Source organism: Stutzerimonas stutzeri, assembly GCF_024448715.1.
GTDB classification, from domain to species: Bacteria; Pseudomonadota; Gammaproteobacteria; order Pseudomonadales; family Pseudomonadaceae; genus Stutzerimonas; species Stutzerimonas stutzeri_AR.
Genome location: NZ_JAMOHZ010000009.1, coordinates 92,417 through 104,778, shown reverse-complemented (window position 1 = coordinate 104,778; position 12,362 = coordinate 92,417). Strand labels below are relative to the sequence as shown.

12 protein-coding genes are annotated in these 12,362 nt (G+C 60.3%); 8 read left to right on the top strand and 4 right to left on the bottom strand.

Annotated elements, in window-relative coordinates:
- Nucleotides 1-37 precede the first annotated feature (37 nt).
- The 6 genes from NAV33_RS18520 (at nt 38) to NAV33_RS18495 (ending at nt 7,170) form a co-directional block, all read left to right on the top strand.
- Complete coding sequence (locus tag NAV33_RS18520; protein WP_255982767.1) at nt 38-1,396, top strand: aspartate aminotransferase family protein; 1,359 nt, start codon at nt 38-40, stop codon at nt 1,394-1,396.
- Nucleotides 1,397-1,658: 262 nt separating this feature from the next.
- Nucleotides 1,659-2,756, top strand: a complete 1,098-nt coding sequence (locus NAV33_RS18515) for a polyamine ABC transporter substrate-binding protein (protein ID WP_255982765.1) — start codon at nt 1,659-1,661, stop codon at nt 2,754-2,756.
- Nucleotides 2,757-2,987: 231 nt separating this feature from the next.
- On the top strand, nt 2,988-4,073 hold the full coding sequence (locus NAV33_RS18510; protein WP_255982763.1) for a polyamine ABC transporter substrate-binding protein: 1,086 nt from the start codon (nt 2,988-2,990) through the stop codon (nt 4,071-4,073).
- Between the two features lie 79 nt (nt 4,074-4,152).
- The gene (gene potA, locus NAV33_RS18505) at nt 4,153-5,304 is read left to right on the top strand and encodes a polyamine ABC transporter ATP-binding protein (protein WP_255982761.1); all 1,152 of its coding nucleotides are present in this window, start codon (nt 4,153-4,155) and stop codon (nt 5,302-5,304) included.
- The gene (locus NAV33_RS18500) at nt 5,301-6,197 is read left to right on the top strand and encodes an ABC transporter permease subunit (protein ID WP_255982759.1); all 897 of its coding nucleotides are present in this window, start codon (nt 5,301-5,303) and stop codon (nt 6,195-6,197) included. The genes potA and NAV33_RS18500 overlap by 4 nt, the downstream gene beginning before the upstream one ends.
- A gap of 76 nt (nt 6,198-6,273) precedes the next feature.
- Entirely contained in the window at nt 6,274-7,170 is an 897-nt protein-coding gene (locus tag NAV33_RS18495; protein ID WP_255982757.1) for an ABC transporter permease subunit, read from the top strand.
- Between the two features lie 20 nt (nt 7,171-7,190).
- On the opposite strand, the gene NAV33_RS18490 is transcribed toward NAV33_RS18495, so the two are convergent.
- Nucleotides 7,191-7,769: a DUF6436 domain-containing protein gene (locus NAV33_RS18490; RefSeq protein WP_255982755.1), complete on the bottom strand. Its 579-nt coding sequence runs from the start codon at nt 7,767-7,769 to the stop codon at nt 7,191-7,193.
- Between the two features lie 86 nt (nt 7,770-7,855).
- Between NAV33_RS18490 and NAV33_RS18485 the strand changes: the two genes are divergently transcribed.
- The gene (locus tag NAV33_RS18485; protein ID WP_255982753.1) at nt 7,856-8,794 is read left to right on the top strand and encodes an alpha/beta hydrolase; all 939 of its coding nucleotides are present in this window, start codon (nt 7,856-7,858) and stop codon (nt 8,792-8,794) included.
- Here the strand turns inward: NAV33_RS18485 and NAV33_RS18480 are convergent.
- Nucleotides 8,750-9,571, bottom strand: coding sequence for a hypothetical protein (locus NAV33_RS18480; protein WP_255982751.1), 822 nt, complete (start codon nt 9,569-9,571; stop codon nt 8,750-8,752). The two genes, NAV33_RS18485 and NAV33_RS18480, sit on opposite strands and share 45 nt — an antisense overlap.
- Nucleotides 9,572-9,724: 153 nt before the next feature.
- Between NAV33_RS18480 and NAV33_RS18475 the strand changes: the two genes are divergently transcribed.
- Nucleotides 9,725-10,333 (top strand): 2OG-Fe(II) oxygenase, encoded by a 609-nt coding sequence (locus tag NAV33_RS18475; protein WP_255982749.1) that lies wholly within the window; start codon nt 9,725-9,727, stop codon nt 10,331-10,333.
- An 80-nt stretch (nt 10,334-10,413) separates the two neighbouring features.
- On the opposite strand, the gene dctM is transcribed toward NAV33_RS18475, so the two are convergent.
- Together dctM and NAV33_RS18465 are read right to left on the bottom strand one after the other, a co-directional pair.
- Nucleotides 10,414-11,694: a C4-dicarboxylate TRAP transporter large permease protein DctM gene (gene dctM / locus NAV33_RS18470; RefSeq protein WP_255982747.1), complete on the bottom strand. Its 1,281-nt coding sequence runs from the start codon at nt 11,692-11,694 to the stop codon at nt 10,414-10,416.
- Nucleotides 11,695-12,321 (bottom strand): TRAP transporter small permease, encoded by a 627-nt coding sequence (locus tag NAV33_RS18465; RefSeq protein ID WP_255982745.1) that lies wholly within the window; start codon nt 12,319-12,321, stop codon nt 11,695-11,697.
- Nucleotides 12,322-12,362 lie beyond the last annotated feature (41 nt).

Sequence of the window (12,362 nt, the reverse complement as noted above, 5' to 3'; positions counted from 1 at the left end):
CCACGATAAGCAAACAAATATAGCCAAGAGGTGACTGATGAGCGATTCGCAAACCCTGCATTGGCAAGCCCTGAGCCGCGACCATCATCTGCCGCCGTTCACTGATTTCAAGGCGCTGAACGCCAAGGGCACGCGCATCATCACCCGCGGCGAGGGTGTCTATCTCTGGGACAGCGAAGGCCACAAAATCCTCGATGCCATGGCCGGACTCTGGTGCGTCAACCTCGGCTATGGGCGCGAAGAGCTGGTCGAAGCGGCGACCCGGCAGATGCGTGAGCTGCCGTACTACAACCTGTTTTTCCAGACCGCCCATCCGCCGGCCTTAGCGCTGGCCAAGGCCATAGCCGAGATCGCGCCGGACGGTATGAACCATGTCTTCTTCACCGGCTCCGGCTCGGAAGCCAACGACACCGTACTGCGCATGGTGCGCCATTACTGGGCAACCAAGGGGCAGCCTTCGAAGAAGGTCGTGATTGGCCGCTGGAATGGCTACCACGGCTCGACCATCGCCGGCGCCAGCCTCGGCGGTATGAAGGCGATGCACGACCAGAGCGACGGCCCGATTCCCGGTATCGAGCATATCGACCAGCCCTACTGGTTCGGCGAGGGCGATGATCTCGATCCGGAGGAATTCGGCGTTCGCGTGGCCGAGCAGCTGGAGCGCAAGATTCTCGAAGTTGGCGAAGACAAGGTAGCCGCCTTTATCGCTGAACCGATTCAGGGCGCGGGCGGAGTGATCATCCCGCCGGACAGCTATTGGCCGAAGATTCGCGAAATCCTTGCCCGCTACGACATTCTTTTCATAGCCGACGAAGTCATCTGTGGTTTCGGCCGTACCGGCGAATGGTTCGGTAGCGACTATTACGGCAACGCGCCGGATCTGATGCCCATCGCCAAAGGCCTGACCTCCGGCTATATCCCAATGGGCGGGGTAGTGGTGCGCGACGAAGTGGTGCATACGCTCAACGAGGGCGGCGAGTTCTATCACGGTTTCACTTACTCGGGTCATCCGGTGGCCGCCGCCGTAGCGTTGGAAAACATTCGCATCATGCGTGAAGAGAAAGTCGTCGAAAGGGTCAAGACGAAAACGGCACCTTATTTGCAGTCACGGTGGCAGGAGCTGGTCGAGCATCCGCTAGTGGGCGAAGCCCGCGGCGTCGGCATGCTCGGCGCGCTGGAGCTGGTGAAGAACAAGAAAACCCGCGAGCGCTTCGCCGATCCGGGCGTGGGCATGCTCTGTCGCGAGCATTGTTTCCGCAACGGTTTAGTGATGCGCGCGGTGGGCGACACCATGATCATTTCGCCACCGCTGGTGATAAACGAGGAGCAGATCGACGAGCTGATCGGCAAGGTTCGGCAATGCCTGGATGCAACCGCCAAGGATGCTCTGGCTTGACCGGCATGGGTGCTGGTCGCGGCGCTCTCCGAGCGGCATGTACTAATGTTACGAACGTATGTGCAAAGCTCGTTCGGGTTGTTGAAAAACAGCCATCGACCTTGCCAGACTGCGCGCGTGCTTTGGCCTGACTTACCGAGGGGTGTGTCGATGCCGGCACAGCCACTTAACTGTCCAGGAGCGGTGAGACCGGCGTTGATCGCCGCGCCAGCGTGACCTGTTCCTAGCCCCGACATAAACGATGACAACAGGAGCTGCACGGATGAAACCCTTTGCCAAGACCCTACTTGCACTGACGCTGACGGGCGCGGTCGCCGGCGCTGCGCAGGCCGAAGACAAGGTGCTGCACGTTTACAACTGGTCCGACTATATCGCCGAAGACACCTTGGAAAATTTCACCAAGGAAACCGGCATCGAAGTGGTCTACGACGTTTTCGACAGCAACGAAGTGCTGGAAGCCAAACTGCTCGCCGGCAGCTCCGGTTACGACGTGGTAGTTCCGTCAAACCCCTTCCTGGCCAAGCAGATCAAGGCTGGTGTGTTCCAGAAGCTCGACAAGAGCAAGCTGCCGAATTGGGAAAACCTCGACAAGGACCTGCTCAAGGCGTTGCAGCCGAGCGATCCGGGCAACCAGTACGCCGTGCCCTATATGTGGGGCACCATCGGCATCGGCTACAACCCTGCGAAGGTCAAGGAAGTTTTGGGTGAAGACGCGCCGGTCGATTCCTGGGATCTGGTGTTCAAGCCTGAGAACATGGAAAAGCTGAAAGCGTGCGGCGTGTCCTTCCTTGATTCGCCCACCGAAATTCTTCCAGCTGCGCTGCATTACCTCGGCTACGCACCGGACAGTACCAAGTCCGATGAGCTGAAGAAGGCCGAAGAGCTGTTCATGCAGATCCGCCCGAACGTAGCCTATTTCCACTCTTCCAAATACATCTCGGACCTGGCCAACGGCAACGTCTGCGTCGCTATCGGCTATTCCGGCGACATTTACCAGGCCAAGGCGCGTGCGGAAGAGGCGGGCAACAACGTCACGGTCAGCTACAACATTCCCAAAGAAGGCGCAGGCACCTTCTTCGACATGCTGGCCGTACCGGCCGACGCGAAGAACGTCGACAACGCCCATGTGTTCCTCAACTACCTGATGAAGCCCGAAGTGATGGCGTCCATCACTGACTACGTGCAATTCCCCAACGGCAACGCCGCAGCCACCCCGCTGGTGGATGAAGCGATTCGCACTGACCCGGGCATCTACCCGAGCCAGGCCGTGCTGCAGAAGCTCTACACCTTCCCGGACCTAGATCCCAAGACCCAGCGCACCATGACCCGCAGCTGGACCAAGATCAAATCGGGCCGTTGATACCGAAACCGGCTTGCCAGGCCCGATTGCGGGTCTGTGCAGTCGGCACCAGACCCTGAAGGGAGCTACGTACGAACCCGCAGCGCTGGCTTGCGATCCGCGTGCAGCACCTCCCTTCGGGCATGGCCGCATCGCCAGTTGCGTCTTGCCAGTTGATTTTTAGAGGTTTTTCCAATAAACAGCCCGCCTTTCGCCCGCTGATCGCGCGGCCTGCATCAAGAGGACACTCTCATGCGCTCGACATTGAAGTCACTTCTTATCGCCGCTGCGGTCAGCGGTGCTGCATCCGCTCAGGCTGCCACGGTGCATATCTACAACTGGTCGGATTACATCGGTGAAACGACGCTGGAAGAGTTCGAAAAGGAGACCGGCATCAAGCCCGTCTACGATGTCTTCGACTCCAACGAAACCCTTGAAGGCAAACTGCTCGCCGGCCGCACCGGTTACGACGTCGTTGTGCCTTCCAACCATTTCCTCGGCAAGCAGATCCGCGCCGGCGCTTTCCAGAAACTGGACAAGAGCAAACTGCCGAATTGGAAGAATCTTGATCCGGCATTGCTCAAGCAACTGGAAAAGAACGATCCGGGTAATGTCTACGCCGCGCCTTATCTCTGGGGCACCAATGGCATCGGCTACAACGTCGAGAAAGTAACCGCCGCGCTGGGCATCGAGAAGGTCGATTCCTGGGCCGTACTGTTCGAGCCGGAAAATGCCAAGAAGCTCGCTGACTGCGGCATCGCATTTCTCGATTCGGCCGATGAGATGATTCCGGCCATGCTCAACTACCTGGGACTGGATCCCAACAGCACCGATCCGGACGACTACGCCAAGGCCGAGGCCAAGCTGCTCGAAGTGCGTCCCTATGTACGGTATTTCCACTCGTCCAAATACATTTCGGACCTGGCCAATGGCAATATCTGCATCGCCGCCGGGTTCTCCGGTGATGTCTTTCAGGCTGCGGCCCGCGCTGATGAAGCGGGCAAGGGAATCGACATCGCTTATTCGATTCCCAAGGAAGGCGGCAACCTCTGGTTCGACATGCTGGCCATTCCGGCGGATGCGCAGAATGTCGACGAAGCCCATACGTTCATCAACTACCTGCTGAAGCCGGAGGTAATCGCTTCGGTTAGTGATTATGTCGGCTACGCCAATCCCAACCTCAAGGCCGGCGAGCTCATGGATCAGGAAGTGCGTAACGACGCTTCGGTTTATCCGCCGCAGGAAGTGCTGGACCGGCTGTATGTATCGGCTGAGTTGCCGCCGAAAGTGATGCGCCTGATGACCCGGACCTGGACGAAGGTCAAGTCCGGCCAATAGCAGGCTGTTGAAAAACTAGCTGCGTTGCCACCATTTCCCGGCACCGTCCGGGCCCATTTTTCCAATCGGGAGTTCGCGCATGGCTGTTGCCTCCAGCGCCTACAAAAAGGCCCTCACCGGTGAGAGCCAGAACAAGCAGGTGCTGCTGAAGATCGATCGCGTCACCAAGAAGTTCGACGAAACGGTGGCGGTCGATGATGTCTCGCTGAGCATCCACCAGGGCGAGATATTCGCGCTGCTGGGTGGCTCTGGCTCGGGCAAATCCACGCTGCTGCGCATGCTCGCGGGATTCGAGCGGCCCACCGAGGGGCGCATTTTTCTCGACGGTCAGGACATCACCGACATGCCGCCTTACGAGCGGCCGATCAACATGATGTTTCAGTCTTATGCGCTGTTCCCGCATATGACCGTCGCGCAGAACATCGCCTTCGGCCTCAAGCAGGACGGCCTGTCCAAAGACGAGGTGCAGACGCGCGTCGATGAGATGCTGACGCTGGTGCAGATGAGCCAGTACGCCAAGCGCAAGCCGCATCAGCTCTCCGGTGGCCAACGGCAACGTGTGGCTCTGGCCCGATCGTTGGCCAAGCGGCCCAAGCTGTTGCTGCTCGACGAGCCCATGGGCGCGCTGGACAAAAAGCTGCGCTCGCAGATGCAACTGGAGCTGGTGCAGATCATCGAGCGGGTCGGTGTGACCTGCGTGATGGTCACTCACGACCAGGAAGAAGCCATGACCATGGCCGAGCGCATCGCCATCATGCACCTGGGCTGGATCGCCCAGGTCGGCAGCCCGATGGACATTTACGAGACGCCCGCGAGCCGTCTGGTCTGCGAGTTCATCGGCAACGTCAATCTGTTCGAGGGTGAACTCGTCGAAGACATGGAAGACCATGCCGTGATCGCCTGCCCTGGCCTGGAAAATCCGATCTACGTGGGCCACGGCATCAGCACGCGCGCCCAGGACAAGCAGATTACGTATGCACTTCGCCCCGAAAAGCTGCTGATCGGCACCGAGCTGCCTGACCTGCAGCGGCCCGGCTACAACTGGGCCAAGGGCGTCGTTTACGACATCGCCTATCTGGGCGGGCATTCGGTCTACTACATCCAGATGCCGTCCGGCGGCATCCTGCAGGCGTTTATGGCCAATGCCGAACGTCACGTGAAGCTGCCGACCTGGGAGGAAGAGGTGTTCGTCTACTGGTGGGACGACAGCGGCGTGGTGCTGCAGGCATGAGCCGCTCACGCCTGAACGCGGGTCGCCGCCTGGTCATCGGCGTACCCTTCCTGTGGCTCGCGCTGTTTTTCCTGCTGCCATTCATCATCGTACTGAAGATCAGCTTCGCGGCGGCAGACGTGGCGATTCCGCCCTACACGGAGATTTTTGCCTACGCCGAGCAGCAACTGCAGGTGGTGATCAATCTCGGCAATTACATCTTTCTCAGCGAGGATGATCTGTACTGGGCAGCCTATGCAGGCTCGCTGAAGATCGCCTTTTTCAGCACCTTGATGTGCCTGCTGATCGGCTATCCGATGGCCTACGCCATCGCCCGCGCGCGCAAGGATCTGCAAACCGTGTTGTTGCTGCTGATCATGATGCCGACCTGGACCGCGATTCTGATCCGTGTCTACGCCTGGATGGGTATTCTCAGCAGCAACGGCATCCTCAACGGATTGCTGCAGGGCATGGGACTGATCGACGAGCCGCTGCGCATTCTCAACACCGATCTGGCGGTATACATCGGGGTGGTCTACTCCTACCTGCCGTTCATGATCCTGCCGCTCTACGCCAACCTGGTGAAGCACGACCTCAGCCTGCTGGAGGCGGCTTCCGACCTTGGCGCGCGTAACCTCACCAGCTTCTGGAAAATCACCGTGCCGTTGTCGAAAAACGGCGTCATCGCCGGCTGCATGCTGGTATTCATTCCGGTGGTGGGTGAGTTCGTGATCCCCGAACTGCTTGGCGGGCCGGAGACACTGATGATCGGCAAGGTGCTCTGGCAGGAATTCTTCAACAATCGCGATTGGCCGGTGGCGTCGGCGCTGGCGGTAGTGATGCTGGCGATCCTGTTGGTGCCGATCATTTTGTTCAACCGCAACCAAGCCAAAGAATTAGAGGGCAAGCTATGACTCACCTGAGTGGCTGGCTGCCCTGTTCAACCGGCTTTCTACCCACAAGAATGGCCAAAGAGCTGGAGGGCACGCTATGAAGCGCTGGAGCTTTTCCAACGTGATCCTGGTGCTCGGGTTGCTATTCATCTACCTGCCGATGGTGCTGCTGGTCATCTACTCGTTCAACGCCTCGCGGCTGGTGACGGTGTGGGGCGGCTGGTCGTTGAAGTGGTATGCCGGCCTGCTCGACAACAGCCAGTTGATGGGCGCGGTGATGCGCTCGCTGGAAGTGGCGACCTACACCGCGATCGCTGCGGTGGCGCTGGGGACCATGGCGGCGTTCGTGCTTACACGGGTCCCGGTGTTTCGCGGCCGTACGCTGTTCGGTGGGTTGGTTACCGCACCACTGGTGATGCCGGAGGTGATCACCGGCCTGTCGTTGCTGTTGTTGTTTGTGGCCATGGCGCAACTGATTGGCTGGCCGGCACAGCGGGGCATCGTCACTATCTGGATCGCGCATACGACCTTCTGCTCGGCCTATGTCGCCGTGGTGGTGATGGCGCGACTGCGTGAGCTCGACCTGTCCATCGAGGAAGCGGCGATGGACCTCGGCGCACGGCCGTGGAAGGTATTCTTTCTGATTACCATGCCGATGATCGCGCCGTCGCTGGCCGCTGGCGGCATGCTGTCGTTCGCCCTGTCGCTGGATGATCTAGTACTGGCCAGCTTCGTTTCCGGACCGGGCTCGACCACGCTGCCGATGGAGATCTTTTCCGCCGTACGCCTGGGCGTGAAGCCGGAAATCAACGCCGTTGCCAGCCTGATTCTGCTGGTGGTGTCGCTGGCGACCTTCATCGCCTGGTACACCTCCCGCCGTGCCGAGAAACGCCGTGTTCGCGCGCTGCGTCAGGCCATGGACGATGGAGGTGATCGGAACTGGCGCCCGGCGATCGATAACACGGTCGCGGCACCGCCATCGGCGCATAGCTGATCCCAGGCAGACGCGCCGCCTTACAGCGTGCCTGCCTGCCAATCACAGAAACACGCCACCGCCAGCGAGTGAGTTGCACGAACCTGGCGGCCCGCCAGTATGGCTTCGAGAATCGGTTCGACGAAGCTGTTGTCAGAACTGCAGACAGCGCCTTCGCTGTACGGGCCGATATAAGCAAGCCGACCGCGTCTGTCCCAAATTCCAACCGCCGGGCTGGCTGGTAATTGCTCCGAGCCTGCCAGGCCGCTCAGCGGCTTCAGCGCGGCGAGCTGCTGCGGCAGTCGGCCTTTACTGCCCGGTTTCTGCACCACATAGAACTCCACATCAAGCCCGGCGAAGCGCTCCAGCAACTCCTGCAGGTGTTGCTGATTACCGACGTTGCACGGGCAGCCCGGATCCCAGAAATGCACGAAACGCACTGGCCCCGGTCCTTGGAGCTCCGTCGGCAACTGCAAGGCGTCACCGGAGAACAGCTTGGCACGTTCGTTTTCGAAGGGGCGCAGGTAGCGCGCCTCGAACCACCAGAAGGCAGTGAGCATGGCACCGCCCCAAAGCAGGGCGATGAGCGCTGCGATCAGATATTTGCTGCGTAAGGACATAGCGGCGCTCGTCAATGGGGGCGCCAGCTTGCCATGCTGCGCGACAGAGCTGAATATCCTACCCAACCAGAGCAAGAAAACCCGCTATGCCCTCGCGAATCGATCCCGACGCCCTGCGCGCCCAACTGCGCCCTTTCAGTCAGGGCGCCGAACTCACCCCCGACGCACGCTTCTACCAAGCTTTCTACGGTCTGGATCTGCCTCACTACGGTGATATCCAGCGGCGTCTGGGTTGCTTCCCTGTGCACGATTACGAGCTGGTCGCGCAGGCGTGGTGTCCTGACCAGCCAGTGGCAACGTTGCTGATCCTGCATGGCTACTACGACCATATGGGGCTTTACCGGCACGTGGTGGATTGGGGGCTGCAGATGGGCTTCGCCGTGCTTGCCTGCGATTTACCCGGGCATGGTTTGTCCAGCGGACCGCGGGCGAGCATCAACGAGTTCGACGAATATCAGGCGGTGCTACAGGGCCTGCTCGGCGAAGCCGAGAAGCTCGGGCTGCCGCGGCCCTGGCATCTGCTGGGGCAAAGCACCGGCGCGGCGATCATCCTGGATTATCTGCTGTGCCAGCCGAAACATTCGCAGCTAGGGCGCAGCATTCTGCTGGCACCGCTGGTGCGGCCGTGTGCCTGGGGCTGGTCACGGTTCAGCTATGAGGTGGTGCGCCGCTTCGTCAAGCAGATCCCTCGGCGCTTCAGTGAAAACTCGGGCGACCCAGCGTTTCTCAAGTTCATCCAGTCGGGCGATCCGCTGCAACCGATTATCCTGCCGACCGCCTGGGTGGGCGCTCTGTCGCGCTGGATACCGCGTATCGAAGGTGCGCCCGCCAGTCCACACAGTCCGATCATCATTCAGGGTGAAGCCGACATGACCGTTGACTGGCGACACAATCTCCCGCTTCTCGAGCGCAAATTCGCAGCGCCCGAGATTCTCCGTCTGCCCGGCGCGCGCCACCATTTGGTCAACGAACGCGAGGCTCTACGCCGCGAGTACTTCGATTTTCTCAGCCAGCAGTTGAAGTAGTTCAGCCGATTGGGCAGCAGTTCCTGCTGCCTGAATATCGGCGCTGCTCATGCCGACCGCAAGGCCCGCACGCAGGGCTTGCAGAGCGGCCTGGTAGTAGTCTTGGCCCGCTTGCGATTGGGCGAACTCGACGAACTCTTGCAGTTCGGCATCGGAAAGGTCGCGGTAGATGTACAGCAGCGTGTTGTCCAGGTCGCTTTCGACCTGCTGCTGCAAGCGCTCGCGCTGGCCGTCCAGCAGTCCCTGGGCCTGGTTGCCACCGAGCAGCCCGGGGATCATCTGACTGAGACTGTCTGCTGCGACTCCGGCGAGCGCAAGGCTGACCTCGGCTCCGGCCTCGGCGGCTGGCAATGCTTGGGCCAGATGACGAATCAGCAATTGTCGATTGCTGCCGGCTTCCATTCGCGGCAGGCCGTTCTCGTAGCGGGCAAGCTGCTCGCGGCGGGCTGCCAGCGTTTCGGCCGCGACCACCTTATGGCCCAGCGGCGACTGAAAGAACTCCAGCGCCGCTTGGGGATCCGGCAGATTCTGCCGCAGCGCCTGCTTGGCACGCTGATCGATGGCGTTAACGGCGAAGCGTCGGTTGCTGTTGGTCACCAGCGCTTGATAAACCGCCGGTGGCAGGCTGTTCTTGTAACGTTGTTGCGCAGCCGTCAGGGCATCGGAAAAGTTGGTGCGTTGTTCGGTCCAGCCAGCGGTCTCATAAAGTTCGTCGTAGGTATCGGCGAGACTGTTCAGGCTGAAGGCGAGTAATACACATGTAAGTAGGGCGCGCATGGAAGCTCCTGTCTGGCGGGCGGTTTATTTTCGGCGCCACGACATGGGCTTGTCGAGGAGCGAAAGCGCGGCTGCTAGACTCCGCTGCTGTTCCAGAGCGGGCCCGCCAAAGGCTGCAATGAAACGTCATAAGACCCCATCGGAGTCACTTCCTTGCCGTTCTCTACGATTATCGACGACCTGGCCGAGCGTGGCTGGTCGCTGCAGAGTTCCTTTCTTTCCAGTGATGTGACCCGAAAGCTGGCCGACGAGTGCCGCAGACGAGACACCGAGGGCGCATTGGCGCCCGCCGGAGTCGGGCGCGGCGAAGAGCAGACAGTGCGTGAAGGCATTCGTGGCGACCATATTCACTGGTTGGAAGCGGGACAGGCCGAGGTCTGCGATGCCTATCTGGCTCTGATGGACGAGCTGCGGCAGACGCTCAATCGCGAGCTGTTCCTCGGTCTGGAAGAGTTCGAATGCCACTTTGCCCTTTATCCGCCCGGAGCCTTCTACCAGACCCACCTCGATCGCTTCCGCGACGACGACAGCCGTTGCATCAGCGCGGTGCTCTATCTTAATTCACACTGGCAGCCATCCGATGGCGGCGAGTTGCGCATGCACTTCAGCGACGGTTCGCAGCTGGATATTCCTCCGCTGGCTGGCGATCTGCTGATGTTTCTGTCCGCCGACTTCCCGCATGAAGTACTGGTCACCCATGCCGACCGCCTTTCCCTGACCGGTTGGTTCCGTCGTCGCCCGGCGGATGTGCTGGCGCTTTGATTTCTGGATAGTAACGGCAGCTCAAAAAAAAAAGCCCGGCACAAAGGCCGGGCAGAAAGAAGCTAGCTTGCTGGTGCGTGTTACATACCCAGCAGGTTCGGCAGCGCCAAGGAAATCCACGGCACATAGGTGATGAGAATCAGGAAGGCCAACATCAGCGCCAGCCACGGCATTACGGCGCGGATCACCTGAGTCACCGGCATGCCGGTCACGGCCGAGGCAACGAACAGGTTCAATCCCACCGGCGGTGTGATCAGGCCGATCTCCATGTTCACTACCATGATGATGCCCAGGTGGATCGGATCGATGCCCAGCTGCACGGCGATCGGGAACAGGATCGGCGCCAGGATCAGGATGATCGCCGACGGTTCCATGAAAGCTCCGGCGACCAGCAGCACGATGTTGACGACCAGCAGGAACATCCATGGCTGCAGTCCGGCCTCGAGCACCATGGCGGTGATCTGTTGCGGAATCTGCTCGGTGGTCAGCACGTGGGCGAAGAGCATCGCGTTGGCGATGATAAACATCAACATGATGGTGAGCTTGCCCGACTCCAGCAGCACCTTCGGGCAATCGCGAATGGTGATGTCCTTGTAGACGAACAGTGCGATGAAGGCCGAGTACACCGCCGCCACCGCCGCCGCTTCGGTCGGGGTGAACATGCCGGAGTAAATCCCGCCGAGGATGATCACCATCAGCAGCAGGCCCCATACCGCCTTGCGTGCGGATGACAGCCACTCACGGAAGGTCGCGCGCGGCATGGCCGGCAGGTTTTTCTTCACTGCGATGATGTAGATCGCGATCATCAGCCCGACGCCCAGCAGAATGCCTGGCACCACACCGGCCATGAACAGCTTGCCGACCGAAGTTTCGGTAGCGGCTGCATAGACCACCATGACGATGGAGGGCGGAATCAGAATGCCCAGCGTACCGGCATTACAGACGATGCCAGCACCAAAGGCCTGCGGGTAGCCTGAGCGGACCATGCCGGCGATGGCGATAGAGCCGACCGCAGCCACGGTCGCTGGTGACGAGCCCGAAAGCGCAGCGAACAGCATGCACGCCATGACCGCACCGATGGCCAGGCCACCGCGGATATGGCCGACGGTGGCGTTGGCGAAGTCGATCAGACGCCGTGCTACGCCACCGGTGGTCATGAAGGCGCCGGCCAGCAGGAAGAACGGAATGGCCAGCAGCGTGTAGTGCTCGGAGGTCTCGAACAGCTTGATCGCCAATGACGTGACCGAATCCGGGCTGAACAGCAGAATGGTCAGCGAGCCGGCGAGGCCGAGAGAAACGGCCACCGGCACACCGATGAACATCAGCACGAAAAGCGCCACGAAGAGGAACAGGATAGTCATTTATTTCGGCTCCTCTTCACCGAGCTTGAGCGCGTCGGCTGCCTCATCGGCGAGCCCCAGTCCGGTTTGTTCGTTGCGCAGGATGCGCACGAGGATTTCGGCGAAACGGATAAACACCATGGCAAAACCAATGGGCACGATCATGCCGATATGCCATTGCTTGATGCCGAAATGACCAAGGTCCTCGGCGCCGATGTTGGCGGTGAACAGGGCCTGGATCCATTCGAAGCTGGCGATCGCCAGCAAGCCTGCATAGCCGAGGCAGAACAGACAAGCGACGATACCGATGTAACGCTGTACCGGTCGCGATGCGAGCTTGACCAGCGCATCGACACCGATGTGGCCGGCGGTACGCACACCGTAGGCCAGGCCGGAGAAGATCAGCCAGGCGAACAGGGCCTTGGTCAGCGCGGTACTCCAGGTCATCGCCTGAGCGAAGCCGATAACGAAATCGCCGATGGCGAAAAAGAAGTCTTCAGCCTGTGGAAAGCTGTCCGCCAGGCTGTAGAAAACGGTGTAGAGGTTGTTCAGAACCACGTAAACGAAGGTCACCAACGTCATGGCGGCCAGCAGGAAGGCGATAAAAGCCTCCTCGAAGTGGTCCCAGACGCGCCAGAGGGCGTTCATGGATGGCATCTCCCGATGGAGCATTGTGTTTGTTGACGGGC